Origin of the sequence: Streptomyces luomodiensis, from assembly GCF_031679605.1 — a bacterium.
Taxonomy (GTDB): Bacteria; Actinomycetota; Actinomycetes; order Streptomycetales; family Streptomycetaceae; genus Streptomyces; species Streptomyces luomodiensis.
In genome coordinates, this window is sequence record NZ_CP117522.1 from 7,490,148 (window position 1) to 7,516,949 (window position 26,802).

The 26,802-nt window shown below is 72.5% G+C and carries 21 protein-coding genes; 12 read left to right on the plus strand and 9 right to left on the minus strand.

From position 1 onward, the window contains the following. From PS467_RS31650 to PS467_RS31670, 5 genes are all read right to left on the minus strand, one after another. A complete protein-coding gene (locus tag PS467_RS31650; protein WP_268975096.1) occupies positions 1–981 on the minus strand; it encodes an HpcH/HpaI aldolase/citrate lyase family protein in 981 nt (326 codons plus the stop codon). Next, on the minus strand, positions 978–2,996 hold the full coding sequence (locus PS467_RS31655; RefSeq protein ID WP_311038071.1) for a protein meaA: 2,019 nt from the start codon (positions 2,994–2,996) through the stop codon (positions 978–980). Before PS467_RS31655 ends, PS467_RS31650 begins: the two co-directional genes overlap by 4 nt. Next, a complete protein-coding gene (gene ccrA, locus PS467_RS31660) occupies positions 2,993–4,366 on the minus strand; it encodes a crotonyl-CoA carboxylase/reductase (RefSeq protein ID WP_311038072.1) in 1,374 nt (457 codons plus the stop codon). Before ccrA ends, PS467_RS31655 begins: the two co-directional genes overlap by 4 nt. A 383-nt stretch (positions 4,367–4,749) precedes the next feature. Next, on the minus strand, positions 4,750–5,574 hold the full coding sequence (locus tag PS467_RS31665; protein ID WP_268975099.1) for a TetR family transcriptional regulator: 825 nt from the start codon (positions 5,572–5,574) through the stop codon (positions 4,750–4,752). Positions 5,575–5,689: 115 nt separating this feature from the next. Continuing rightward, positions 5,690–7,531 (minus strand): 3-hydroxyacyl-CoA dehydrogenase family protein, encoded by a 1,842-nt coding sequence (locus tag PS467_RS31670; protein ID WP_311038073.1) that lies wholly within the window; start codon positions 7,529–7,531, stop codon positions 5,690–5,692. Between the two features lie 391 nt (positions 7,532–7,922). Here PS467_RS31670 and PS467_RS31675 point away from each other — a divergent pair, with 391 nt between their 5' ends. After that, on the plus strand, positions 7,923–8,612 hold the full coding sequence (locus PS467_RS31675) for a HEAT repeat domain-containing protein (RefSeq protein WP_268975101.1): 690 nt from the start codon (positions 7,923–7,925) through the stop codon (positions 8,610–8,612). 100 nt (positions 8,613–8,712) lie between these two features. Here the strand turns inward: PS467_RS31675 and PS467_RS31680 are convergent, their stop codons facing one another. Then, positions 8,713–9,747 (minus strand): Rv2578c family radical SAM protein, encoded by a 1,035-nt coding sequence (locus PS467_RS31680; protein ID WP_311038074.1) that lies wholly within the window; start codon positions 9,745–9,747, stop codon positions 8,713–8,715. 157 nt (positions 9,748–9,904) lie between these two features. Here PS467_RS31680 and PS467_RS31685 point away from each other — a divergent pair, with 157 nt between their 5' ends. From PS467_RS31685 to PS467_RS31735, 11 genes are all read left to right on the plus strand, one after another. Next, positions 9,905–10,348, plus strand: coding sequence for an SRPBCC family protein (locus PS467_RS31685; protein WP_311038075.1), 444 nt, complete (start codon positions 9,905–9,907; stop codon positions 10,346–10,348). Positions 10,349–10,577: 229 nt separating this feature from the next. After that, entirely contained in the window at positions 10,578–13,133 is a 2,556-nt protein-coding gene (locus tag PS467_RS31690) for an MFS transporter (protein ID WP_432280658.1), read from the plus strand. A 163-nt stretch (positions 13,134–13,296) separates the two neighbouring features. Further along, positions 13,297–15,783, plus strand: coding sequence for a SpoIIE family protein phosphatase (locus tag PS467_RS31695; RefSeq protein WP_311038076.1), 2,487 nt, complete (start codon positions 13,297–13,299; stop codon positions 15,781–15,783). Beyond that, positions 15,780–16,499: a class I SAM-dependent methyltransferase gene (locus PS467_RS31700; protein WP_311038077.1), complete on the plus strand. Its 720-nt coding sequence runs from the start codon at positions 15,780–15,782 to the stop codon at positions 16,497–16,499. Before PS467_RS31695 ends, PS467_RS31700 begins: the two co-directional genes overlap by 4 nt. 132 nt (positions 16,500–16,631) lie before the next feature. Continuing rightward, positions 16,632–17,465, plus strand: a complete 834-nt coding sequence (locus PS467_RS31705; RefSeq protein WP_268975106.1) for a M55 family metallopeptidase — start codon at positions 16,632–16,634, stop codon at positions 17,463–17,465. Further along, the gene (locus tag PS467_RS31710; RefSeq protein WP_311038078.1) at positions 17,458–18,798 is read left to right on the plus strand and encodes a M20/M25/M40 family metallo-hydrolase; all 1,341 of its coding nucleotides are present in this window, start codon (positions 17,458–17,460) and stop codon (positions 18,796–18,798) included. The genes PS467_RS31705 and PS467_RS31710 overlap by 8 nt, the downstream gene beginning before the upstream one ends. Before the next feature lie 75 nt (positions 18,799–18,873). Then, positions 18,874–20,922, plus strand: a complete 2,049-nt coding sequence (locus PS467_RS31715; RefSeq protein ID WP_311040017.1) for a S9 family peptidase — start codon at positions 18,874–18,876, stop codon at positions 20,920–20,922. Beyond that, positions 20,919–21,662: a 4'-phosphopantetheinyl transferase family protein gene (locus PS467_RS31720; protein ID WP_311038079.1), complete on the plus strand. Its 744-nt coding sequence runs from the start codon at positions 20,919–20,921 to the stop codon at positions 21,660–21,662. Before PS467_RS31715 ends, PS467_RS31720 begins: the two co-directional genes overlap by 4 nt. Further along, positions 21,655–22,221 (plus strand): GNAT family N-acetyltransferase, encoded by a 567-nt coding sequence (locus PS467_RS31725; protein WP_311038080.1) that lies wholly within the window; start codon positions 21,655–21,657, stop codon positions 22,219–22,221. The genes PS467_RS31720 and PS467_RS31725 overlap by 8 nt, the downstream gene beginning before the upstream one ends. A 117-nt stretch (positions 22,222–22,338) precedes the next feature. Then, on the plus strand, positions 22,339–24,540 hold the full coding sequence (locus PS467_RS31730) for a DUF5107 domain-containing protein (protein ID WP_311038081.1): 2,202 nt from the start codon (positions 22,339–22,341) through the stop codon (positions 24,538–24,540). Positions 24,541–24,716: 176 nt separating this feature from the next. Then, positions 24,717–24,926 (plus strand): hypothetical protein, encoded by a 210-nt coding sequence (locus PS467_RS31735; RefSeq protein ID WP_311038082.1) that lies wholly within the window; start codon positions 24,717–24,719, stop codon positions 24,924–24,926. Between the two features lie 50 nt (positions 24,927–24,976). On the opposite strand, the gene PS467_RS31740 is transcribed toward PS467_RS31735, so the two are convergent. The 3 genes from PS467_RS31740 to PS467_RS31750 all read right to left on the minus strand — a co-directional run bounded on the left by PS467_RS31740 (position 24,977) and on the right by PS467_RS31750 (position 26,701). Then, entirely contained in the window at positions 24,977–25,330 is a 354-nt protein-coding gene (locus tag PS467_RS31740) for a VOC family protein (RefSeq protein ID WP_268975111.1), read from the minus strand. A gap of 23 nt (positions 25,331–25,353) precedes the next feature. Further along, positions 25,354–26,163 (minus strand): class I SAM-dependent methyltransferase, encoded by an 810-nt coding sequence (locus tag PS467_RS31745; RefSeq protein WP_311038083.1) that lies wholly within the window; start codon positions 26,161–26,163, stop codon positions 25,354–25,356. 154 nt (positions 26,164–26,317) lie between these two features. Then, positions 26,318–26,701: a CBS domain-containing protein gene (locus PS467_RS31750; RefSeq protein ID WP_311040018.1), complete on the minus strand. Its 384-nt coding sequence runs from the start codon at positions 26,699–26,701 to the stop codon at positions 26,318–26,320. Positions 26,702–26,802: the final 101 nt, after the last annotated feature.

The window sequence follows — 26,802 nt, forward strand, 5'->3', positions numbered from 1 at the left end:
TCACGCCTCCGGGGGCTGGAAAGTGGACGTACGGGTCATCCCGGCCGCGCGGCCCTTGCCCGCGATGACCAGGGCCATCTTGCGGCTGGCCTCGTCGATCATCTCGTCGCCGAGCATCGCCGAGCCCTTCATACCGCCCGCTGCCGAGGTGCAGTGGTCGTAGGCGTCCAGGATCAGCTCGGCGTGGTCGTAGTCCTCCTGCGACGGCGAGAAGACTTCGTTGGCCGCCTCCACCTGACCCGGGTGCAGCACCCACTTGCCGTCGTAGCCGAGCGCGGCGGCGCGCCCGGCCACCTCGCGGAAGCCGTCCACGTTGCGGATCTGGAGGTAGGGGCCGTCGATCGCCTGGAGGTCATGGGTGCGGGCCGCCATCAGGATCCGCATCAGGATGTAGTGGTACGCGTCCGCCGGATAGCCCGGCGGCTGCTCGCCCACGACCAGGGACTTCATGTTGATGGACGCCATGAAGTCGGCCGGGCCGAAGACGATGGTCTCCAGACGCGGCGAGGCGCCGGCGATCTCGTCCACGTTGACCAGGCCCTTGGCGTTCTCGATCTGCGCCTCGATACCGATCCGCCCGACCTCGAAGCCCATCGTCTTCTCGATCTGGGTGAGCAGCAGGTCGAGCGCGATCACCTGCTGGGCGTCCTGCACCTTGGGCAGCATGATGCAGTCCAGGTTGGGGCCGGCGCCCTCGACGACCGTGATGACGTCCCGGTACGTCCAGTGGGTGGTCCAGTCGTTGACCCGCACTACCCGGGTCTTACCGGTCCAGTCGCCCTCGTTCAGCGCCTTGACGATGGAGTGCCGGGCGTCCTCCTTGGCCAGCGGCGCACAGGCGTCCTCCAGGTCCAGGAAGACCTGGTCGGCCGGGAGCCCCTGGGCCTTCTCCAGGAAGCGCGGATTGGAACCGGGGACGGCCAGGCAGGAGCGGCGGGGGCGGAGCCGGGCGGCGGCGGAGGAGCGGTCGGGGGCGGTCATGCGGGAACCTCCAGAGGGGGAAGCGTGTGCGCGGCACGGATCGCATCGACGATACGGCCGATGATCTCCGTGATACCGAAGTCCTTGGGGGTGAAGACGGCGGCCACACCCGCCGCACGCAGGGCGGCGGCGTCCGTGGCCGGGATGATCCCGCCGACGATGACGGGGATGTCCCGGGCGCCCGCGCCGCGCAGCCGCTCCAGGACGTCGGGCACCAGCTCGGCGTGCGAACCGGACAGGATGGACAGACCGACACAGTGCACGTCCTCGGCCACGGCGGCCGAGACGATCTGCTCGGGGGTGAGCCGGATGCCCTGGTAGACCACCTCGAAGCCGGCGTCCCTGGCGCGCACCGCGATCTGCTCGGCGCCGTTGCTGTGCCCGTCCAGACCGGGCTTGCCGACCAGCAGCCGCAGCCTGCCGCCGCCCAGCTCGGCGGCGGTCTTGTCGACCTTCTCGCGGACCGTGGCCAGCAGGGAACCCGCCTCCGCGGTGACGGCCACGGGCGCGCCGCCGACCCCGGTGGGGGCGCGGAACTCACCGAAGACATCGCGCAGCGCCCAGGCCCACTCCCCGGTGGTCACGCCCGCACGGGCGCAGCGCAGCGTCGCGGGCATCAGGTTCTCGGTCCCCGCGGCGGCCTTACGGAGGGCGGCGAGGGCCTCCTGGGCGGGGCCCTCCGCGCGCCGCTCGCGCCAGGTGTGCAGGGCCGAGACCACCCGCGCCTCGTTCTCCGGGTCCACCGTCATGATCGCGGTGTCGAGATCGGCGGTGAGCGGATTGGGCTCGGTGGACTCGTAGCAGTTGACGCCGACGATCTTCTCCTCGCCCGCCTCGATGCGCGCCCTGCGCTCGGCGTGGGAGGCCACCAGCCGCGCCTTGAGGTAACCGGACTCGACGGCGGCCATCGCCCCGCCCATCTCCTGGATCCGCTCGATCTCCGCCTCGGCCTCCTCGACCAGCGCGGCGACCTTGGCCTCGACCACCTGGGAGCCCTCGAAGATGTCGTCGTACTCCAGCAGGTCGCTCTCGTGGGCGAGTACCTGCTGGATGCGCAGCGACCACTGCTGGTCCCAGGGGCGGGGCAGGCCCAGCGCCTCGTTCCAGGCCGGGAGCTGGACGGCGCGGGCGCGGGCGTCCTTGGAGAGGGTCACGGCCAGCATCTCCAGGACGATGCGCTGGACGTTGTTCTCCGGCTGGGCCTCGGTCAGGCCGAGCGAGTTCACCTGGACGCCGTAGCGGAACCGGCGGTGCTTGGGGTTCTCGATCCCGTAGCGCTCATGGGTGACGCGGTCCCAGATGCGGCCGAAGGCGCGCATCTTGCACATCTCCTCGATGAACCGGACGCCGGCGTTCACGAAGAACGAGATCCGGGCCACCACCTCGCCCTTACGGTCCTCGGGAACCTGGCCGGAGGCGAACACCGCGTCCAGGACGGAGATCGCCGTGGCCATCGCGTAGGCGATCTCCTGCACCGGAGTGGCCCCGGCCTCCTGGAGGTGGTAGCTACAGATGTTGATCGGGTTCCACTTGGGGATGTGGTGGACCGTGTACGCGATCATGTCGGTGGTCAGCCGCAGGCTCGGACCCGGCGGGAAGACGTGCGTACCGCGCGAGAGGTACTCCTTGACGATGTCGTTCTGCGTCGTCCCCTGGAGCTTCGCGATATCGGCGCCGTGTTCCTCGGCCACGACCTGATACAGCGCCAGCAGCCACATCGCGGTCGCGTTGATGGTCATGGAGGTGTTCATCCGCTCCAGGGGGATCTCCTGGAACAGCCGCCGCATGTCGCCCAGATGGGAGACCGGGACGCCGACCCGGCCCACCTCGCCCCGGGCCAGGAGGTGGTCGGGGTCGTAGCCGGTCTGGGTGGGCAGGTCGAAGGCGACCGACAGCCCGGTCTGGCCCTTGGCCAGGTTGCGCCGGTACAGCTCGTTGGACGCCTCGGCGCTCGAGTGCCCGGCGTAGGTCCGCATCAGCCAGGGCCGGTCCTTGGGACGGGGCGCGCCACTCATCGGACGTCCTTGCCGTGCTCGACGGTCCGCTCCGGCACGTCACGGAACAGGTTGATGGCGTCGATGTGCCGGTCGCGCATCGCCTGGTCGCGCACGCCCATGCCCTCCTCCGGGGCCAGGCACAGCACCCCGACCTTGCCCTGGTGGCGGTTGCGGTGCACGTCGTACGCGGCCTGGCCGGTGTCCTCCAGCCGGTAGGTCTTGGAGAGCGTCGGGTGGATCCTGCCCTTGGCGATCAGCCGGTTGGCCTCCCACGCCTCGCGGTAGTTGGCGAAGTGGGAGCCGATGATCCGCTTCAGCGACATCCACAGATAGCGGTTGTCGTACTCATGGGTGTACCCGGAGGTCGACGCGCAGGTGACGATCGTGCCGCCCTTACGGGTGACATAGACGGATGCGCCGAAGGTCTCGCGGCCCGGGTGCTCGAAGACGATGTCCACGTCCTCGCCGCCGGTCAGCTCGCGGATCTTCTTGCCGAACCGCTTCCATTCGCGCGGGTCCTGGGTGCCGTCGTCCTTCCAGAACCGGTAGTCCTCGGCGGTGCGGTCGATGATCGCCTCGGCGCCCATCCGCCGGCAGATCTCGGCCTTCCGCGGCGAGGAGACCACACAGATCGGGTTGGCCCCGCCGGCCAGCGCGAACTGGGTGGCGTAGGAGCCGAGTCCGCCGCTCGCGCCCCAGATCAGGACGTTGTCGCCCTGCTTCATCCCGGCGCCGTTACGGGAGACCAGCTGCCGGTAGGCGGTGGAGTTGACCAGGCCCGGGGCGGCCGCCTCCTCCCAGCTCAGATGGGCGGGCTTGGGCATCAGCTGGTTGGCCTTGACCAGGGCGATCTCGGCGAGCCCGCCGAAGTTGGTCTCGAAGCCCCAGATGCGCTGCTCGGGGTCGAGCATGGTGTCGTTGTGGCCGTCGGAGCTCTCCAGCTCGACCGACAGACAGTGCGCGACGACCTCGGCGCCCGGCTTCCAGGCGTTCACACCGGGGCCGGTGCGCAGCACGACGCCCGCGAGGTCGGAGCCGATGATGTGGTACGGCAGGTCGTGCCGCTTGGCCAGGGGGGAGAGCTTGCCGTACCGCTCCAGGAAGCCGAAGGTCGGCAGCGGCTCGAAGATCGAGGTCCACACGGAGTTGTAGTTGACCGAGCTGGCCATCACGGCGACGAGGGCCTCGCCGGGGCCCAGCTCGGGCACCGGCACCTCGTCCACGTGCAGTGACTTGCGGGGGTCCTTCTCCCGGGTGGTGAGGCCCGCGAACATGTCGGCCTCGTCCTTGCGCACGGTCACCGCGCGGTACGACTCGGGGATGCGCAGTGCCGCGAAGTCCTCGGGTGCTGTGTCCGACGCCAGGATCGCGTCAAGTATCTCGTTCATCGGTGCCTCCGGCGAAGCGTCCACGGGGGACGCCTGAGGGAACGCTGGGCTCGTGACGGGTGAATGCTGATGCGGTGCCGTCGGTTCGGCGGAGGTGGTGCTGATGGCGGCGCGGGTGGCGCCGGGCGCCTGGTGACGCAGGCGTTGTCCGGGCGCGCAAAGCGGCTTGCGGGGACAGCCGGCGCACGGCGGTTGGCAGCGCGCCGGCCGCCCGGACACCCTCACCGTATGGCACCCTGTGCCACGTCGCAAGACACTGGGTGCCAACAAATTCCCTCAGTTGTCATCTCGGCTGCACACATGAGCAACGACGGCCGCCCCGAGCCGGGGCGGCCGTCGTTGCTCATGTGTGGCCGGCGGTGTGTGGCCGGCGGGGTGCGGAGCTACCGCTTGAGAGCCTCCTTGATCGTCCGCATGACCTCGGTCAGCGGCGCGTCCGTCCGCGCCACCATCACCACCACCTCGTCCTCCTCCGTCGCCGACACCGCCGCCGCGGGGCGCTGCCGGGCCGGAGCGGGGCGGCCGCCGATGCCGGTGCCGAAGGTCTCCCGGACGATCGCGAAGGCGTGGTCCAGCTGCGCCTCCACATCGCCCTGGCCCCCCGCCCGCAGCCAGCGCCGCAGCACATGGTTGTGGGCCGTGACCACGGCCGAGGCGGCCACCTCGGCCAGCAGCGGATCGTCGTCGCCGTCGTGGTGCGCGCCCTCGTCGAAGTGGCCCAGCAGATAGCGGGTGAACAGCCGCTCGTAGCGGGCCACCGAGGCGATCTCCCGCTCCCGCAGGGCCGGTACCTCACGGGTCAGCCGGTAGCGCTCCACGGAGACGGTCGGCGCGGACGCGTACATCCGCATGACCTCCTTGATCCCGCGGCACACGGTGTCCAGGGGGTTCTCATGCGGAGGCGCCGCGTCCAGCACCGCCGCGGCCCGCACCAGCGTGTCGTCGTGGTCCGGGAAGATCGCCTCTTCCTTGGAGCGGAAGTGCCGGAAGAAGGTGCGCCGGGCCACCCCCGCGCGGGCCGCGATCTCATCGACGGTCGTCGCCTCGTACCCCTGCGTCGCGAACAACTCCATGGCCGCGGCGGCGAGTTTGCGCCGCATGGACAGACGCTGAGCCGCGGCGCGGCGGCTTCCCGCGCTCTCACCGCCGCCGGACGAGGGGGGTCGCTTCGTACGCTCCGTACGCGTGGCCTTCACGGGCTGGGACATGTGGGGAACGTAACACGCTTGTGTGTGCCGGTGCGGGGGCAGACCGACGGACGGCTCCAGCAGCCCGCCCCACCGGGCACCGGACTGCGCCGGTCCGCCCCACCCGGAGCCGAATTCAGGCCTTGGCATACTCGCGGAAGCCGCGCCCCGTCTTGCGCCCCAGGCACCCGGCCGCGACCAGATGCTCCAGCAGCGGCGCCGGCGCCAGACCCGGTTCCCGGAACTCCCGGTGCAGCACCTGCTCGATGGCCAGCGACACATCGAGCCCCACGACGTCGAGCAGTTCGAAGGGGCCCATCGGATAGCCGCCGCCCAGCTTCATCGCGGCGTCGATGTCGTCCGGGGTGGCGTAGTGCTCCTGGACCATCTTCACCGCGTTGTTGAGGTACGGGAACAGCAGGGCGTTCACGATGAAACCGGCCCGGTCGCCGCAGTCCACCGGATGCTTGCCCACCGCCGCGCACACCGCGTGCGCCGTCGCGCGCACCTCGTCCGCCGTCAGCACGGTGTGCACCACCTCGATGAGCTTCATCGCGGGCGCCGGGTTGAAGAAGTGCAGGCCCACCACGTCCTGCGGGCGCGACGTCGCCCGCGCGCAGGCGATGACCGGCAGCGATGAGGTGGTCGTGGCCAGCACCGCACCCGGTTTGCAGACCTTGTCCAGCGCCCGGAACAGCTCCTGCTTGACGACCAGGTCCTCGGCCACCGCCTCCACGGCCAGATCCACCGAGCCGAACGCGTCCGGCGAATCCGCCGTAGTGATCCGCTCCAGCGCCTGCCGCCGGGCCTGTTCGGTCATCCGCCCCTTGGCCACCGACCGCCCCAGGGACTTCGCGATGCGGGCCTTCGCCGCCCCGGCCTTCTCCAGGGTCCGGCCCGCCAGCACCACCTCCAGGCCCGCCTTGGCGAAGACCTCGGCGATCCCGGCGGCCATCGTGCCCGAACCCGCGACGCCGACCGCGCGCACCGGGCGCGCCCCGTCGGTGGAGTGCCGCACCTGGTCCGACGCGGCGTCCGGGACCACGGTGCCGCTGCCCGGCGCCTCGTACGTATAGAAGCCGCGGCCCGCCTTACGGCCGGTGAGACCGGCCTCGGCGAGCTGCCCCAGGACGGGCGCGGGCGCGTGCAGCCGGTCACCGGAGGCGGCGTACATGGCCTCCAGGACGGTACGGGCGGTGTCGATGCCGATCAGGTCGAGCAGGGCCAGCGGGCCCATCGGCAGCCCGCAGCCGAGTCTCATCGCGGCGTCGATGTCCTCCCGCGCCGCGTACTTGGCCTCGTACATCGCGGCGGCCTGGTTGAGATAGCCGAACAGCAGCCCGTCGGCGACGAACCCGGGCCGGTCGCCGAGCGCCACCGGCTCCTTGCCCAGATCGCGGGCGAGCGCGGTGACCGCCTCGACGGCCGCGGGGGCGGTCAGCACGCTGGAGACGATCTCGACGAGCTTCATGGCCGGCGCCGGATTGAAGAAGTGCAGGCCCAAAACCCGTTCCGGATGGGCGGATTCGGCGGCCAGCCGGGTCACCGACAGCGCGTTGGTGCCGGTCGCGATGACCGCGGCGGGGCTGACCACGGTGTCCAGCTCGGCGAAGACCTCGTGCTTGGTGTCGTAGTCCTCGGGCACCACCTCGATCACCAGGTGCGCGTCGGCGGCGGCACGCAGATCGGTCGAGACGCGGAATCGGTCCAGGATTCCGGCCCGTTCCCGCTCGCTGATCCGCTCGCGCCGCACGGCGCGGGCGGTGGCGGCCTCGAGCGCGGTGACGGCTCGGCGGCAGGCGCTCTCGCTGATGTCGATGCCGATCACCTCGCGGCCCGCTCGGGCCAGGATCTCGGCGATGCCGGTGCCCATCGTGCCGAGCCCGACGACGGCGACAGTAGTGAGCGGGGCCCGGGAGGGGGAGAGATCAGAGGGGGACGTAGTGCTGACGCCGGTGTGTGGGAGACGACGGTCCATCGCGGACTCCAGAGGGTGTTCCCCGGAACGGGGATGACGTGACGACTGAGGGGAGCTCGGGTCATGCCGCTGCCACCGCTCACGCCACGCATGCGCGGGGGGCTGACGCGGCTGACGCACATCCCCGACGGAAGGTCTTGCACGCTCCCTGGCGGACAGCGCCGTACGGAGGAGACTGCCCGTGGGAGACACGCGGCCGGCCCTGTCCCGGGGCCATGCCGTATCTGCTTGTGGGAACTGCCGAACCGACGTCACACAGGGCGGCTGCGTCACCAGGCCGCCGGAGCAGGGGTGCTGCTCGTGTGGCCATATTAACTCGCGGGTAACCAAGATGCCAGAGCCATTGTGAGTCCGTGCCGGGACGCGGCTCACCGGGGAGGGGAGACCTCGTATGGACGATGAATTCCGGACGCTGACGGAGCGGGTACGGGCCTCGCTCACGACCCCGCAGGAAACCGCGGCCCATGCCTCGCTGCTCGCGCTCGTGCGCCAGGGCACCCCCGCCGCGCGCGAACAGCTGGCCCGCATCCTGGTCGCGCCGGAGCAGCCGCTGTGGGCGCGGGAGACCGCGGCCTTCGTGCTCGGCAGCGCGGGCGACCGCCGGGCCTTCGAAACCCTCGTCCTGCTGCTCAACTACCGCGAGCCGGCCCGCTGTGCGACCGCCGCCCGGGTGCTGGCCCGCCTCGGCGATCCGCGCACCGCGAGGGCCGCCGCCGCCCTGGCCACGAACCCGCTGCGCACCGCGTACTCCCTGCACCCCATCCGGCTGCTGGTGGAGCTGCGCGCCCCCGAGTCCGTACCGGCCCTGGTCGCCGCACTGGAACGGCAGTTGGCGGCCCGCGACCGCCACTGGGCGATCGCCCGCGCCTGCGTCGAGGGCCTGGGCGCGATCGGCGACGAGCGCGCCATCCCGGCCCTGACCGCTGCCGCCCGGCACATACGCCTCAGCGCGGCGGCCGCCGCCGCCCTGGCCCGCATCACCGGCGAAGGCGCCGTCACGGGCGGTGGCGCCCCGGAGCCGGCGGGCACGGCCGGTAAGGCCGGTAAGGCGGAGAGCGTGGGTGAGGCCCGCGTGCCGTGAGGGGAGCCGTGTTCGTGCCGCGGTGACCGGGACGACCCATAGCAGTGACGGCCTATAGCAGTGACGGCCTATAGCAGTGACGGTCTACAGCGGTGACGGCCTATAGCAGTGACAGCTGGGACGGCGCCGGGGGCGAGTCGGACCGGGTCTCCGGCTCCTCCTGGACGTTGCGGTGCGCGCCCGCCGCGTACGGGCCGATGCCGTACTCGGCGGCGAAGTCGTGCACCATCCCGGTGATCCGCCGCTGGTACCACTTCGGGGCGTAGGAGCCGCCCTCGTAGAGCGCGTCGTACCGCCGCAGCAGGCGCGGATGGCGGTGGGTGAGCCAGGTGGTGAACCACTCGCGGGCGCCCGGACGCAGATGGAGCACCAGCGGGGTCACGGAGCTGGCCCCGGCCTCGGCGATCGCCCTTACGGTGGCGCGCAGTTGCTCGGGGGAGTCGCCGAGGAAGGGGATCACCGGGGCCATCAGCACCCCGCACGGAATCCCGTGGGCGGACAGCGTCCGCACGACGTCCAGGCGCCGCTCGGGCGAGGGCGTGCCCGGTTCGACCGTGCGCCACAGCTCGCCGTCGGTGAAGCCGACCGAGACCGAGACGCCGATGTCGGTGACGCGTGACGCCCGCCGCAGCAGCTCCAGATCGCGCAGGATCAAGGTGCCCTTGGTGAGGATCGAGAAGGGGTTGGCGCGCTCCGTGAGCGCCGTAAGGATGCCGGGCATCAGTTGGTACCGGCCCTCGGCGCGCTGGTAGCAGTCCACGTTCGTGCCCATCGCGATGTGCTCACCGGACCAGCGGCGGGAGGCCAGCTCGCGGCGGAGCAGCTGAGGCGCGTTGGTCTTCACCACGATCTGGGAGTCGAAGCCGAGCCCGGTGTCCAGGTCCAGATAGCTGTGCGTCTTGCGCGCGAAGCAGTAGACGCAGGCGTGGGTGCAGCCACGGTACGGATTCACCGTCCATTCGAACGGCATCCGGGAGGCGCCGGGCACCCGGTTGATGATCGAGCGCGCCCGGATCTCATGGAAGGTGATCCCGCGGAACTCCGGGGTGTCGAAGGTGCGGGTGGTCACCGCGTCCGCGGCGAAGAGGGCCAGGGTGGCCGCCCCGTCGTCTCTGCTCAGGTTGTCCCAGCGCATCGCAGGCACCTCCGGGTCTCGCTCGTACCACAATAGAACACATGTGTGATTCGTTTTCGTCAAGCCTGGATTTGGGCCGGTGACCTGGAGGTGGTTGGCTTGCGCTTGTCAGGACGTCACGGGCAGGGACGTCACGTCGAACGCGGGAGGAAAAGCGATGGGGCAGGTCGAAGCCACCACGGAGCGGATCGTCACGGGTAAGCCCGAGGACGTGTTCGACGCACTCGCCGACTATCGCGAGACCCGCCCCCGGCTGCTTCCGCAGCAGTTCAGCGAGTACGAGGTGCGCGAGGGCGGCGACGGCGAGGGCACCGTCGTGCACTGGAAGCTCCAGGCCACCAGCAAGCGGGTGCGCGACTGCCTGCTGGAGGTCTCCGAGCCGACCGACGGCCGGCTGGTCGAGAAGGACCGCAACTCCTCCATGGTCACCACCTGGACGGTCACCCCGGCAGGTGAAGGCAGGTCGCGGGTGGTCGTCACCTCGACCTGGACCGGCGCGAGCGGCATCGGCGGCTTCTTCGAGCGGACCTTCGCGCCCAAGGGGCTGGCCCGGATCTACGACGAGCTGCTGGCCAAGCTCGCCGCCGAGACCGCCCAGTAGCCCCTCGGGTCCGAGCCGGAGCCCGAACCCGAGCCCGGCCCCCGTCTCCGGACCGAACGTCGCATTCACCGGTTCGGGTGGTTTTCTCCGCTGTCCGGCATACCCCCGTACACGCTCTCACCGGGGGGAATGCCATCGGCCGTCCCTCGTCGACGATTCGTCGCTGTTTGCCCCTGATTGCGCGTGATGCGAGAAATGGGCGGCGCAGACGTGACGAGGGGAGAAGGACGTGGGCGGCACCACCGGGGCCACCGTGCCGAAGCGGCGAGAGGGCCACGAGCGGGCCGGGGCGTGCGAACCGGCGGGCCCTCCCGCCCACGCCACCGACGAGAGGCCTGGGGAAGCCGGGGCGGGCCCTCCACCGCCGCCGGTGCCGGTGGCGGTGGAGGCGGGCGACGCCGCCCCGGCCCCCCTCCCGCTCAGCCCGGCCCGGGTGTGGATGGTCTTCGTCGCGCTGATGCTCGCGCTGCTGCTCGCGGCACTCGAACAGACCATCGTCGCCACCGCCCTCCCCGAGGTGGTCGGTGAACTCCACGGCCTGGACAAGATGTCCTGGACCGTCACCTCCTACCTCCTCGCGGTCACCGTCGTGCTGCCGCTCTACGGCAAGCTCGGCGATCTCATCGGCCGTAAGAGCGTCTTCCTCTTCGCGATCGTCGTCTTCGTCGCCGGGTCCGCGCTCGCGGGCTGGTCACGCACGATGGACGAGCTGATCGCCTTCCGCGCCGTCCAGGGCGTGGGCGCCGGCGGTCTGATGATCGGGGTCCAGGCGATCATGGCGGACATCGTTCCTCCCCGGGAACGCGGCCGCTATATGGGGCTCATCGGCGCCGCGTTCGGCCTCGCCTCGGTGGCCGGGCCGCTGCTCGGCGGGTTCTTCACCGACCATGTCTCCTGGCGCTGGTGCTTCTACGTCAACGTCCCCTTCGGGCTGGTCACCCTCGCCGTCGTGGCCGCCGTCCTCAAGGTGCCGGAGCCGGCCCGCCGGGCGCGCTTCGACGTTCTGGGCGCGCTGTTCCTGTCGGTGTTCTCCACCTGCGCGGTGCTGCTGACGAGTTGGGGCGGCACGGAGTACGCATGGGGCTCCCGCGTCATCCTCGGGCTCGCCCTGGGCGCGGCGGTCGCGGCGGTCCTCTTCGTCGTCGTGGAGTGCGTCGTCCCCGAACCGATCATCCCCATGCGGCTGTTCCGCGACTCGGTCTTCTGCGTCAGCGGACTGATCGGCGCCGTCGTCGGCGTCGCCCTCTTCGGCGCCGCCAGCTATCTGCCGACCTTCCTCCAGATGGTCGACGGCGTCTCGGCCACCGAGTCGGGGCTGCTGATGGTGCCCATGATGGGCGGCATGGTGCTGGCCTCCGTCCTCTCCGGCTACCTCATCAGCACCACGGGCCGCTACAAGCTCTTCCCGATCCTCGGCGGGCTGATCTCCGCCATCGGCATGTGGCTGCTCTCCCGGCTCGAGGAGGACACCTCCCGCCAGGACTACAGCCTGTGGATGGGCGTCCTCGGGCTCGGCATCGGGCTCGTCCTGCCGGTGCTCATCCTCGCCGTGCAGAACTCCGTGCCCGTCGCCGACCTCGGCTCGGCCACCAGCGCCAACAACTACTTCCGGCAGATCGGCGGCAGCGTCGGCGCGGCCGTGTTCGGCACGCTCTTCGCGAACCGGCTCGCCGACCGCCTGAGGGTCGACCTGCCCTCCGGGGCGGCGAACGGGCACGGCGGCGACGGCTCCGGTCTGCCCGATCCCGACTCGGTCACCCCGCAGATGGTGCACGCGCTGCCGGGCGCCCTGCGCGACGGCTACATCGCGGCGTACGCCCACGCCATGCCGCGGATCTTCCTCTATCTCGTGCCGGTGCTCGTCCTGGGCTTCCTGCTCGCCTTCCTGCTGAAGGAGAAACCTCTGGTGTCCCACACCGACTACGCCGTCCAGCAAGACCCGCATGACCTGCGAGAGCCGGTGGTGCCGGCCGCGCGCACCGGCGCCGGGCCCCGGCACGCCGGGTCCGCCGCGCCGCCGCCCGCCGCGGGCGTCCCGGTGTGCGGCACGGTCCAGCACCACGACGGCACCTCGGTCCCCCGGGCCGCCCTGACCCTCATCGACGTCGGCGGCCGCCAGATCGGGCGCGGCGCCACCGGGGAGGACGGGCGGTACGCGCTGAGCACGCCCGGCGCCGGGTCCTACGTGCTGATCGCGGCGGCCGGCGGCCACCAGCCGCGCGCGGTCAGCGTCACCGTCGGGGACCGGCCGGTCGAGCTGGACGTGGTCCTCGGCGGCGCGGGGCGGCTCGCCGGTGCCGTCCTTACGGCCGACGGCACGCCCGTAAGGGAGGCGACCGTCACCCTGACCGATGTGCGCGGCGAGGTCGTCGCGGCCACCCGCAGCGGGCGCGAAGGCGGTTATGTGATGGACGAGTTGGTGGCGGGTGAGTACACTCTCGCCGCCAGCGCCCCCGCGTTCCGCCCCGCCGCCCTCCCCGTCACCGTCCAGGCCGCGCGCGAGACCCGGCAGGACGTCGAACTGGCCGGTGGCGCGGTTCTGCGCGGGGTCGTCCGGGCCACCGGCGGCCGGGTGGTGGAGGACGCCCGGGTCACGCTGCTGGACGCGGCCGGCAATGTGGTCGACACGGCGACGACGGGCCCGGACGGCGCGTTCCGCTTCATCGACCTGTCGGCGGGCGAGTACACGGTCATCGCGGCGGGCTACCCGCCGGTGGCGACGGTCCTCCAGGTCGCGGGCGGCGGCCGTACGGAGCGCGATCTGCAACTGGGCTACGAGGACTAGACCTCGAGCCGGGAGGCGTACCGAAACGGCGCCTCCCGGCTCAAGGCCCCCGCACGCACGCGCACATGACACCTATTCGGGTATTGCCTCCCGTCGGCGCCCGCAACAGCCGTACCGTGGGTAGCACTGTCGCAGATCTTGCGTGCGAAGGAGTCTTCCGCCTATGGAGTACGGCACGTCGCGCTGCGGCGACGGCCGGGGCGAGCCGCCCGCGGTGCCTAAGCAGCGCACGGGTGTCCACGGGAGGATGCCGCTCGCGGTCGTCGTCATCGACGCCGACGGACTCGTCACGCACTGGAGTTCCGGGGCGCGCAGGCTCTTCGGACCCGCCCGCGAACAGGCCGTCGGCGCTCCCGCCGTCGATCTGATGCCGGTCTCCGGCGCGTTGCGCGGCGCACAGGTGCGCACCGACGCGACGGGCCGCCCCGAGCTCGACGACTCGCGGCTCGGCACCGCGTCCTACCCCACCGCGGGGCGGGCCCGTATGGCGGACCCGGACCATGGCCAGGCCGACGTCCTGTGGTGGGCGTACCCCCTGGTGGGTCCCGGACCGGAGCGGCTGCTGGTGCTGGCGGCGGACGCCAAGGGGGTGGGCGGCGGCGCGCTGGGGCAGGACGAGCGGATCGCACCGGTGTTCGCGCTGCACACCGAGTTCCCCGGCGCCGAGCGGTTGGCCGACCGGCTGCCGGACATCCTGCCCAACATGGGTCCGGCCACGGCCGGCCGGATCGTCGCCCAGGTGCTGGAACTGGGCTATCCGGTACTGGAGATCAGCCGCTGTGAGCGGGTGCCGGTGACCCCGGACTGGGGGATGCCGCGCTACCGCGAGCGCCTGGCGCGCCAGGAGGCCGTGCGGCGGCGCGCGGTCGTGGCGGACGGCGCGCCGGAGCAGGCGCACACCCCCGAGCGGCCGCTGGACCCCGGCGATGTGGACCTGGAGCACGCGGCGGTCCGTGAGCGGCTGGAGTTCCTCAACGAGGTCAGCGGCCGCATCGGCACCTCCCTGGACCTCGCCCGCACCATCCGCGAGGTGACCAGCGCCGCCGTCCCGCGCTTCGCGGACTTCGCCGGGACGCATCTGCGCGCCCAGGTGCTGGCGGGCGAGGGGTTCCCCGAGGGCCCGCCCGACGTCACCACCGTCTGGCACCGCGTCTGGGTCGAGCACAACGACGAACCGGGCCGCTGGGACGACACCGTGCCGGTCGGGGAGAGCATCGCGTTTCCCGATCACACCCCGTTCTTCCAGTGCATGGTCACCGGCGATCCGGTGCTGATCCCGTACATCAGCGACGAGGTGGGCGACCGGATCGCCGGGCAGTTCGAGAAGCGCGACCTCAGACCCCTGATCAACGGCCGGTCGATCCTGATCGTGCCGCTCAAGGCGCGCGATGTGGTGCTGGGTTTCATGGTGCTGCTGCGGCGCCCCGGGCGTGAGCCGTTCGACGACATGGACCGCACGACCGGAGCCGAACTGGCCGCCCGCGCCGGGCTCGTCCTCGACAACGCCCGTATGTACACCCACCAGGAGAACGTCGCGGAGACGCTCCAGGACAGCATGCTGCCCCAGGTGACCCCGCGCATGGCGGGCTGTGACACCGCCACCCGCTATCTGCCCGGGACCCGGCTCGGCCGGGTCGGCGGCGACTGGTTCGACACCATCAAGCTGCCCGGTTCGCGCACCGCGCTGGTGGTCGGCGACGTCATGGGACACGGGCTCACCTCGGCGGCCATGATGGGGCAGTTGCGCACCGCCGTGCAGACCATGGCCGCGCTCGACCTGCCGCCCGCCCAGCTGCTGCGCAGCCTCGACGATCTGGCCCAGCGGCTCGGTGAGCACTACCTGGCCACCTGTCTGTACGCCGTCTACGACCCCGTCCGCTCCGAGCTGCTGATCGCCAACGCGGGCCATATCCCGCCCGTGCTGGTGCGGGCCCAGGACGGCCGCAGCGAGCTGCTGGACCTGCCGACCGGGGCGCCGGTCGGCGTGGGCGGAGTGCCCTTCGAGACCGTGACGGTGCGGGTGACGCCCGGCGACCGGCTGGTGCTGTGCACGGACGGCCTGGTCGAGGTGCGGGGCCAGGACATCGGCGCCGGGCTCGCCGCGCTGTGCGAGTCCGCGGCGCATCCGGCGGCGTCCATGGACGACGCGTGCGACACCATCATCCGGGCCCTCGCCGCCGCCTCCCGGGACCAGGACGGCCGCGGCGGCCGTAAGGACGACGTGGCGCTGTTGATGGCCCGGCTGAACGGGATCCCGGCCGAGGACGTCGCCCAGTGGCGGCTCGCACTGGACCCCAGCGAGGTCGGGCGCGCCCGCCGGCTCGTGCGCGAGCGGCTGGTCCGGTGGGGGCTGCCGGAGGCCGTGGAGACCGCCGAGCTGCTGGTGAGCGAGGCGGTGACCAACGCGATACGGCATGCCCACACCCACCATGTGCGGCTGCGTCTGGTCCGCACGGACGCCCTGCTGTGCGAGGTCACCGACGACGACCACGAGGTGCCGGCGCTGCTGGGCGCGGACCGGGACGACGAGAGCGGGCGCGGGCTGCGGGTGATCAGCGAGCTGGCACGCGAGTGGGGCACGAGCCGCACGGGGCGCGGTAAAACGGTCTGGTTCGAGCAGGCGTTGGCACACCCAGGGGAGCGGCGATGAGCGTCTCGGAGCGCTACCGGCAGGCGTGGGAGAGCTACTGGCGGAACACCTCGGACGTTCCGGGGGACGCCATCTGGGACGCGGACCCCTCGCTGAGCGCGGCCCCGCACCTGGACCTGCTGGCGCCGCACGCCGACCCGTCGCTGCCGATCGTCGACCTGGGCTGCGGCAACGGCACCCAGACCCGCCATCTGGCCACCCGCTTCGAACGGGCGCTGGGCATCGACCTGTCCCGGGCGGCGGTGGAGCACGCGCGGCGCGCCGACCCGGCGGGCGTGGCGGAGTACCAGCAGCTGAGCCTGACGGACGCGGCCGGGATGCGGGAGCTGTCCCGGCGGCTCGGCGACGCCAACGTCTATATGCGTGCCGTCATCCACCAGAGCGACGCCCCCGATCGGCGCGCGGTCGCGGAGGCGGTGGCCACGCTGCTGGGGCGGCGCGGGCGGGGGTTCGTCGCGGAGCTGACGGCGGAGTCCAAGGCGGTGCTGGGCGAGCTGGCGGCGAGTCCGGGCGGTCCGCCGCCGAAGCTGCGCAGGGTCCTGGACCACGGGCTGCGGCCGGCCGACGCGGCGGACAAGGAGATCCCGGAGGTGCTGGCGGAGGCCGGGCTGGAGATCCTGGCCGAAGGCCCGACGGCGCTGGCCCAGACGGAGCAGTGGCCGGACGGCTCACGGGTCGAGCTGCCGGCCCGCTGGTTCGTGGTGTCGCGGGCGTAGCGCCGGCCCGGTGGACGGCGGCGGGCGCACACCGGGGCGGAACGGGCCCGGTCACCGGGGTGTGGCCAGTGGATTGGACCAGTTATCCACAGGGGTGGTTCGGGTCCGTCGCGGCGCGTAACGTGACGAGGCATGAAGATCCTCATCAGCGCCGACATGGAGGGCGCCACCGGCGTGACCTGGCCGGCTGATGTGCTGCCCGGCACCCCGCAGTGGGAGCGCTGTCGCCGGCTGTTCACCTCCGATGTGAGCGCGGCCGTCGCCGGCTTCCTCGACGGCGGCGCGGACGAGGTGCTCATCAACGAGGCGCACTGGAGCATGCGCAATCTGCTGCTCGAGGAGCTGGACGAGCGGGCCCAGATGCTCACCGGGCGGCACAAGAGCCTGAGCATGGTCGAGGGGGTGCAGCACGGGGATGTGGACGGTGTGGCCTTCGTCGGCTACCACACCGGCGCGGGCACCGAGGGCGTCCTCGCCCACACCTATCTCGCCAACTCCATCACCGGGGTGTGGGTGGACGGCGCACGGGCGAGCGAGGGCCTGCTCAACGCCCTGGTGGTCGCCGAGTACGGGGTGCCGGTGGTGCTGGTGACCGGGGACGACAAGACCTGTGAGGACGCCAGGGGCTATGCGCCGCACGCCCGTTCGGTCGCGGTCAAGGACTATGTCTCGCGCTATGCGGCGGTGTGCCGCACCCCCGCCCGCACGGCCGCGGACATCCGGGCGGCGGCGCGGGAGGCGGCGGTGCTGGCGGTGCGCCATGAGCCCGCCCGCGGCGGGCCGTTCACGGTGGAGCTGGAATTCGACGCCGAGCATCTGGTGGGGGCGGCGAGCGTCGTACCGGGCGTGGAGCGCAGCGGCGAGCGGCGCGTCGCCTACACCTCACCGACCATGTACGAGGGCATCCGCTGCTTCAAGGCCGTCACGACGGTCGTGTCGGCCGCGGTGGAGGAGCAGTATGGCTGACCTGGACCATCCCGAGGCGATCGACGCCCAGGCGCTGGAGGAGGTGGTGCGGTTCACCTCCGAGCTGATCAGGATCGACACCACCAACCGCGGCGGGGGTGACTGCTCGGAGCGCCCGGCCGCCGAGTATGTGGCCGAGATGCTCGGCGACGTGGAGATCGAGCCCACTTTGCTGGAGCGGTCGCCGGGGCGCACCAATGTGGTGGCCCGGATCGAGGGCACCGATCCGTCCGCGCCCGCGCTGCTGGTCCACGGCCATCTGGACGTGGTGCCCGCCGAGCCCGCCGACTGGACCGTGCATCCCTTCTCCGGGGAGGTGCGCGACGGGGTCGTCTGGGGTCGGGGCGCCATCGACATGAAGGACATGGACGCGATGGTGCTCGCCGTCGTCCGGGCCTGGGCGCGCACGGGCGTGCGGCCGCGCCGGGACATCGTGCTGGCCTTCACCGCAGATGAGGAGGACAGCGCCGCCTGGGGCGCCGGCTTCCTCGCCGAGCGGCACGCCGGGCTCTTCGAGGGCTGCACCGAGGGCATCAGCGAGTCCGGGGCCTTCACCTTCCACGCCGGGGCCGGGAGGCGGATCTACCCCATCGCGGCGGGGGAGCGCGGCACGGCCTGGCTGAAGCTCACCGCCCACGGCCGGGCCGGACACGGTTCCAAGGTCAACCGGGCCAACGCGGTCAGCCGGCTGGCCGCCGCCGTCGCCCGGATCGGTGAGCACAGCTGGCCGGTCCGGCTGACGCCCACGGTGAAGGCCGCACTCACCGAACTGGCCGCGCTCCAGGGCATCCCGGCCGATGTGGACGCCGCGGACTTCGACGTCGACGCCCTGCTGGCCGAGCTGGGGCCCGCCGCCGCCCTGATCGAGCCCACCGTGCGCAACAGCGCCAACCCCACGGTGCTGGAGGCCGGCTACAAGGTCAATGTGATCCCGGGCAGCGCCACCGCGTTCGTGGACGGGCGGATACTGCCCGGCGGCGAGGAGGAGTTCCAGGACACCCTCGACCGGCTCACCGGGCCGGATGTGGAGTGGGAGTTCCACCACCGGGAGCGCCCGCTGCAAGCGCCGGTCGACACCCCCACCTACCGGGCGATGCGCACCGCCGTCGAGCACTTCGACCCGGGCGCCCGCGCCGTGCCCTACTGCATGTCGGGCGGCACCGACGCCAAGCAGTTCTCCCGGCTCGGCATCACCGGATACGGCTTCTCGCCGCTGCGCCTGCCCGAGGGCTTCGACTATCAGGCGCTCTATCACGCCGTGGACGAGCGGGTGCCGGTGGAGGCCCTGCACTTCGGCGTCCGGGTGCTCGACCACTTCCTGCGGAGGGCGTGAGAGACGGTGCGGCAGCAGACATCGGCACGGCAGCAGACATCGGCACAGCAGCAGACATCGGCACAGCGGCGGACAGTGGTCACGGCCCCCTACGGAACCTGGCGCTCCCCGATCGACGCCGCCCTCGTCGCCTCCCGCGACGGCCATCCGGAGTATGTGGGCACGGTCGGCGAGGAGGTGTGGTGGACCGCGCCGCGCCCCGAGGAGGGCGGCCGCCGCGCCCTGATCCGGCGGCGGACCGACGGCGCGGAAGTGGCGGTGCTGGCCCCGCCGTGGAATGTGCGCAGCAAGGTGATGGGGTACGGCGGGATGCCCTGGGCCGCGGTGGACCGCGCGAGCGGCGGCCCGCTGGTGGTGTTCGTCCACTTCGCCGATCAGCGGCTGTACGTCCATGAGCCGGACGCCCCGGCCCAGGGCCCGCCGCGCCCGCTGACCCCGCTGTCTCCGGTGGGGGAGGGGCTGCGCTGGGCGGATCCGGTGATCCATCCGGACCGCGGCGAGGTGTGGTGTGTGCTGGAGGAGTTCACGGGCGAGGGGCCGACGGATGTGCGGCGGGTGATCGCCGCCGTGCCGCTGGACGGTTCGGCCGCCGAGGACCGGACGGCGGTGCGGGAGCTGACCGGCGACCGGCACCGCTTCCTCACCGGGCCCCGGCTCTCGCCCGACGGCCGGCGGGCCGCCTGGATCGTCTGGGACCACCCCCGGATGCCCTGGGACGGCACCGAGGTGATGCTGGCCGATGTCGCGGAGGACGGCTGCCTCACCGGCGCCCGGACCGTGCTGGGCGGGCCGGAGGAGGCGGTCGCCCAGATCGAGTGGGCCGAGGACGGCGCGCTGCTCGCGGCCACGGACCGCACCGGCTGGTGGAATCTGCACCGCCTGGAGCCGCCGGCGGAGGCGGCCGGCGCCACGGCGTGGGACCGGGCCCGGCCGGTGGCGCTGTGTCCCCGGGAGGAAGAGTTCGCCGGGCCGCTGTGGAAGCTCGGCCACCGCTGGTTCGCCCCGCTGTCCGGCGGTCTGATCGCGGTGCTGCACGGCCGGGGCGCGATGACCCTCGGCATCCTCGATCCACGGACCGGCGATCCCGCCGATGTGCCGGGCCCCTGGACCGAATGGGAGCCCACGCTGGCCGTCAACGGCACCCGGGTGGTCGGCGTCGCGGCGAGCCCGCACAGCGGCCATGAGGTGGTCGAGCTGGACGTCTGCACCGGCCGCTCCCGGACCATCGGCAGCGCCCACACCGACCCCGTGGACCCCGCATACCACCCCCGGCCGCGGACTCGCACCTTCACCGGTCCGGGCGGCCGGGAGATCCACGCCCAGGTGTATCCGCCGCACCATCCCGGCCACACCGCGCCGGAAGGTGAGCTTCCGCCGTATGTGATCTGGGTCCACGGCGGGCCCACCGGCCGCGCCCCGCTCGTGCTCGACCTGGAGATCGCCTATTTCACCTCACGCGGCATCGGCGTCGCCGAGGTCAACTACGGCGGCTCCACGGGCTACGGCCGCGCCTACCGCGAGCGGCTGCGCGGGCAATGGGGCGTGGTCGATGTCGAGGACTGCGCCGCCGTGGCCGAGGCGCTCGCCGACGAGGGCACCGCCGACCGCGCCCGGCTCGCGATCCGCGGCGGCAGCGCGGGCGGCTGGACGGCGGCCGCCTCCCTCACCGCCACCGAGCTGTACGCCTGCGCCACCGTCAGCTACCCCATCCTCGACCTGGTCTCCTGGGCCACCGGCGGCACCCATGACTTCGAGTCCCGCTACACCGAATCGCTGGTCGGCCCGCTCGCGGAGGTGGCGGACCGCTACCGCGAGCGCTCTCCGCTGTACCGGGCCGACCGCGTCGGCTCGCCCTTCGTACTGCTCCAGGGGCTGGACGACACCATCTGCCCGCCCGAGCAGTGCGAGCGGTTCCTGGCGGCGGTCTCCGGGCGCGGCGTACCGCACGCCTACCTCACCTTCGAAGGCGAGGGCCACGGCTTCCGCCGGGCCGATACGATGATCCGCGCCTTGGAGGCCGAATTGTCGCTGTACATCCAGACCTTCGGACTGCACAGATCCGATGTGCCCACCCTGGAGCTGCTGACGTCAGCGGCCCCGAACTCCACTGGAGGAGCGAGTTGACACCCCCACCGGCCCCGCGCGTCCTCGGCCGTGAGCCGCTGCCCGCCGCCGTCGCCGACGCCTGGCCGCAGGGCGGCGAGCCCGAGACCTGGCTGCTGAGCGTCTCCCGGTACACGGCGGCCATGGACACGGGCGCACCCGGCAAGACCCTGGACGCCGAGGAGCGGGAGCGGGCCGCGAAGTTCCTGCGGGCGGAGGACGGCGAGCGCTATACGGCGGCCCATATGGGGCTGCGGGAGCTGCTCGGCGCCTATCTGGGCCTGGCCCCGTCCGATGTGCCGTTCACCCGTGAGCCGTGCCCCGGCTGCGGCGGTCCGCACGGCCGCCCCGCCGTCTCCGGCACGCCGCTGCACTTCAACATGTCACACGCCGGTGATCTGGTGCTCTTCGCCTTCGCCGGCACCCCGGTCGGCGTGGACGTGGAGAAGCTCCAGCCCGTCTCGGTGGTCGACCAGGTCGCCGAGAGCCTGCACCCGAGGGAGCGCGCCGAGCTGAGCGCGCTGTCGCAGGCCGACCGGCCCGCCGCCTTCGCCCGCTGCTGGACCCGCAAGGAGGCGTATCTCAAGGGCCTGGGCACCGGTCTCTCCCGGGACCCGGCGGTCAACTACGTGGGCACCGGGCTCACCCCCGTGCCGGTCGGCCCGTGGACGATGACCGACATCCCGGTGGACGAGGGCATATCCGGTGGCGCCGGTTATGCGGCGGCCATGGCGCTGCTGTCATCATCGCCGCATGTCTGACATCCGGTACGTCAGCGAGGGAACCAGGGCGGCCATCCGCCGCACCCGCCGCGAGGACGGTGCGGAGTTCATCCGGCGCGCCCGGGAGAGCGTGGGGTTCCACCGCCCCTGGCTCACCCTCCCCACCACGGAGCAGGCGTATGAGTACTACATCAGCCAGCTGGAGCGCGAGGACCGCGAAGGCTTCCTCGTCTGCGTCCGGACCACCGGTGACCTCGCCGGATTCATCAACATCAACAACATCGTGCGCGGCGCCTTCCAGTGCGGCTCGATCGGCTACGGGGCCTTTCCACCCACCGCCGGACAGGGCTATATGTCCGAGGGGCTCGGGCTCGTGCTGCGCTACGCCTTCGGGCCGCTGGGGCTGCACCGCGTGGAGGTCAACATCCAGCCGGGCAACAAGGCGTCGATCGGGCTGGTGAAGCGCCATGGCTTCCGGCTGGAGGGATTCTCCCCCGACTTCCTCCACATCGAGGGCGCCTGGCGCGACCACGAGCGCTGGGCCATGACCAGCGACATGCTGGACAGCGGCCCGGAGCCGGCCGACGGCCCCGCCTGACAGGGCGGCATGATCGGTCCCGTAGCGCTCTGTTCAGCCGGCCCGCGACGTTGTTCCATGGTCACCTGACGGTCGCCGCAGCCGAGGTGGCCCAAGGCAGTCGGAGCGAGGGAGCCCGTGGCCACGAGCGTGCGACGCACCACCCTGACCCTTCCCACCGCCCCTCTCGGGCCGGACAACCCCCTGCCCGCGCTGCACCCCCTCGACGAGGTGCACCGCGTGGACGACCGCGTCCGGGCCACACTCCCGGCCGACATGGCCCGTCAGGTCGCCTATGAGCCACTGCGGTCGGTGCTGCCGGTGCGGCTGCGCGACGGCTACGGCCGCGACCGCGCCCCCGCCGCGCTCGACACGATCGTCCTGGAGAACGACCGGCTGCGGGCCACCGTGCTGCCCGGACTCGGCGGCCGCGTCCACTCACTCGTCCACCAGGTCACCGGCCGTGAGCTGCTCTACCGCAACCCCGTGTTCCAGCCCGCCGACTTCGCGCTCAACGGCGCCTGGTTCTCCGGCGGGATCGAGTGGAACATCGGCGCCACCGGCCACACCACCCTGTCCTGCGCACCCCTGCACGCCGCCCGGGTCCCCGCCCCCGACGCCGCCGACGGGGGCGCGATGGTGCGGCTGTGGGAGTGGGAGCGGCTGCGCGACCTGCCCTTCCAAGTGGATCTGTGGCTGCCCGCCGACTCCGCGTTCCTCTACGTGGGTGTCCGGATCCGCAACCCCCACCACCACCCCGCCCCCGTCTACTGGTGGTCCAACATCGCCGTCCCCGAGGACGAGCACACCCGCGTCCTCGCCCCCGCCGACGACGCCTGGCACTTCGGCTACGCCCGCACCCTCCGCCGGGTCCCGGTCCCCGAGTGGGACGGCGCCGACCGCACCTATCCGCTGCGCGGCGCCTACCCCGCCGACTACTTCTACGACGTGCCCGAGGGCGCCCGCCGCTGGATCGCCTCGCTCGACGCCGACGGCAGCGGCCTCGTCCAGACCTCGACCGATCTGCTGCGCGGCCGCAAGCTCTTCGTCTGGGGGGCCGGGCCCGGCGGGCGGCGCTGGCAGCGGTGGCTGACCGAGCCCGGCACCGGCGGCTACGCCGAGATCCAGGCCGGGCTCGCCCGCACCCAGCTGGAGCACGTCCCGCTGGAGGCGGGTGAGGAGTTCGCCTGGCTGGAGGCGTACGGACCGCTGTCCGCCGACCCGGCCGCCGTCCACGGCGCCGACTGGGCGGCCGCCCGCCGCGAGACCGAGACCCGCCTGGAGGCGGCGCTGCCGCGCGCCGCCGTCGACGCGGCCTACGCCGCCTGGCGCCCGCACGCCGACGCGGAACCCGCCGAGCACCTCGCCACCGGCTCCGGCTGGGGCGCGCTGGAGGTGGAGCGCGGCGGCTTCGAGCTGCCCGGTACGCCGTTCGACCCGGGCACGCTGGGCGAGGAGCAGGAACCCTGGCGCCGGTTGCTGCGCACCGGCGCCCTGCCCGACTGGGCGCCGGACGCCTCCCTCGTCGACCCCGGTGCCTCCCTGGTCGCGCCCGCCTGGCGCGACCTCCTCGAAGCGGTCCCCTCCACCGCCGCCGCCGAGTACCACCTGGGCGTCGCCCAGTGGCATGCGGGCGACCGCGCACAGGCCGAGCGCAGCTGGGAGCGGTCGCTGCGGTGCGCCGAGACGCCCTGGGCACTGCGCTGTCTGGCCGTAGCCGACACGGCGTCGGGTCATCCGGCGCGCGCGGCGGAGCGGCTGCTGCGCGCCGTACGGCTCCTCCTCGCCTCGACCGCCGCACACGCCGCCCAGGCGTCCGCGCCGGTCCCGGTGCTGGAGGCCCCGGTGCCGGACGTCCCGGTGCCGGAGGCGGCGGGCGCGGCAGCGGGGGCGGGGGCGTCGGCCGCCGTCTCCCTGGCCGCGCCGCCCGTCGCCGCCGATCCGGTCGCGCTGGAAGCGGCCGAGGCGTCCGAGGCGGCCGAGGCGGCGCTCGGCCGGGAGGCGATCGCCGCGCTGCTCGCGGCCGGCCGCGCCGACGACGCACGGGCGGTCCTCGACGCGCTGCGCCCCGCCATCCGGGCCCGCGGCCGCTTCCACCTGGTGCGCGCCCAAGTGCTGCTGGCCCAGGGCGATGCCCCGGCCGCACGGGCCGTCTTCGACGAGGGTTTCGAGGTCTGCGATCTGCGCGAGGGCGACGAGGCGTTGAGCGACACCTGGTACGCGGTCGCGGAGCGGCTGGTGGCGGGGGCCGGGGAGCCGCTGACCGAGGAGGTGCGGCGGCGGGCGCGGGCCGAGCATCCGCTGCCCGAGCGCTATGAGTTCCGTATGCGGCCCGCGTAGGGGTCTGCGGCCTGCAAGGGACCTGCGGCCTGCATAGGGATCTGCGGCCCGCTGGGCGCCGTCCTGCGCGGGGCACCACGAGCGTGGAGGCGCGTGAGCGGGAATCGCTGCACGGGCGGCTGACCGATGGGGCCGGAGGCGGGGGAGTCGGCCGGGCCCGGGGACGGGCCGGTGAGGTGGCTGGAGGACGAGCCGGCCCCGCGCTCCCGCGAGAGCGGGACGCTTCCTCCCAGGAGGGCTCGACCGGCGGGCCGGCCGCCGCGGCGGAGGCGGTCCGGATCGAGCGCGATGACTTCCGTGACGTGGACGATCTCTGCGAGGAGACCGACCACGAGGAGATCACCGCGGATCCGGGACCGTCCTCCTGGCGGGTCTGGCCCTCTTGAAGGGTCTGGCCCTCCTGACGGGTCTGCCGGACGGTGTGTTCACGGGCGGGTCACGCCATCGGATTCCGGTCGACGTACTCGAAGATCGAGCCGTCGGGGTGGCGGGCCACCAGGGTGCGGCCCACCGGGGCGGGCAGCGGACCGGCGACGATCTGCCCGCCGACCGCCGTGAGGTCGGCGACCGCCTGGTCCACGTCCTTCACCGCGATCGTCGCCGTGATCTTACGGAGAATCGACAGCTCCGACTCCGGGCCGCTCATCAGGAAGAAGCAGCCGACCGCCGCGACCGAGACGGGGCCGCGCTGGAAGCGCACCGCCTCGGCTCCCGTCAGCCGTTCGTAGACGGCGATCGCCGCGTCCAGATCGTCGACGCACACACGGAGTGAAGTCCCCAGAATATCCATGCGGGCGAGCCTAGTTGAACTGCTCAGACGCGGCAGAGGATCTCACCGTGCAGGACGGCGAACCAACCGTCCGGGGCCTCGCCCCAGGTCCGCCACGCCTCCGAGACGGACCGCAGCTCATCCTCGGTGGCATGGCCGCCGTCCACCGCGAGCCGGGCGTACGAGGAGGCGACCGTGCGGTCCGCCCACAGACCGCTCCACCACGCCCGCTCCTCCTCGGTGGCGTAACACCACGCCGTGGCGGTCGAGGTGATGTCGGTGAACCCCGCCTCCAGGGCCCAGGAACGCAGCCGGCGTCCGGCGTCCGGCTCGCCCCCGTTGGCCCGTGCCACCCGGTGGTACAGATCCAGCCAGCCGTCCATGCCCGGGACGGACGGATACCAGGTCATGGTGGCGTAGTCGGCGTCGCGCACCGCCACGAGCCCGCCCGGCGCGCATACGCGCCGCATCTCGCGCAGCGCCCGCACCGGATCGCCGACGTGTTGCAGCACCTGATGGGCGTGGACCACGCAGAAGGAGTCGTCGGGGTAGTCCAGCGCGTGGACGTCGGCGACCGCGAAGGAGACATTGGCCAGTCCGCGCTGCTCGGCCAGCGAGCGGGCCTGCTCCAGGACCGAGCCCGCCGCGTCGACGCCCGTGACCTGCCCCTGGGGGACCAGCTCGGCCAGGTCCGCGGTGATGGTGCCGGGCCCACAGCCGATGTCCAGGACGCGCATATGCGGCTTGAGGTGGCCGGTCAGATACGCGGCGGAGTTGGCCGCCGTGCGCCAGGTGTGCGAGCGCAGCACCGACTCATGGTGACCGTGGGTGTAGACGGCGGCGTCCTTCGACATGGTGGAACTCCCCCTTCGGGCCGGTGTTCGGTAGCTCCACCGTAGAGGGCATCTCGAATCACGAGAAGAACTGTCTCACGATGTGAGTGAGGGGTGCATGGCGAAGGGGGCGGTGGGGTCTGCCCCACCGCCCCCTTCGGGGCACGGGATTTGCTCAGGGCGGTTCGGTTACGTCGCCGAGGCTGATCACGCCTAACGGACGCCCCGCCTCGACCACCGGGAGCCGCCGCACCGCATGCCGCCGCATCAGCGCGGCCGCCTCGGCCACCTCCTCGTCCGGTCCGATGGTCACCGGGTCCGCGGTGCACACCGCATGGCAGGTGACCGCGAGGGGGTCGACGCCCTCGGCGACCGCGCGCAGGGTGATGTCGCGGTCGGTGAGCACCCCGAGCAGCTTCCCGCCGTCGGCCACCAGCACTTCGCCGATGTCCTGTGCGCGCATCAGCTGGGCGGCCTCCACCAGCGAGGCATCGGGGTGGACCGAGACCACGGGCCGTGTCATGACGTCCCGCACATGGCGCGGCGGGTCCTGGGACATCTGTGACATCTGTCCACTCCTTCGTGGGTGATGTGCTGCCCGCAGTACCCCGGCCGCGCCCTGCCATTCATGCGCGACGGAGACGCGCCGAGACCTCGGTC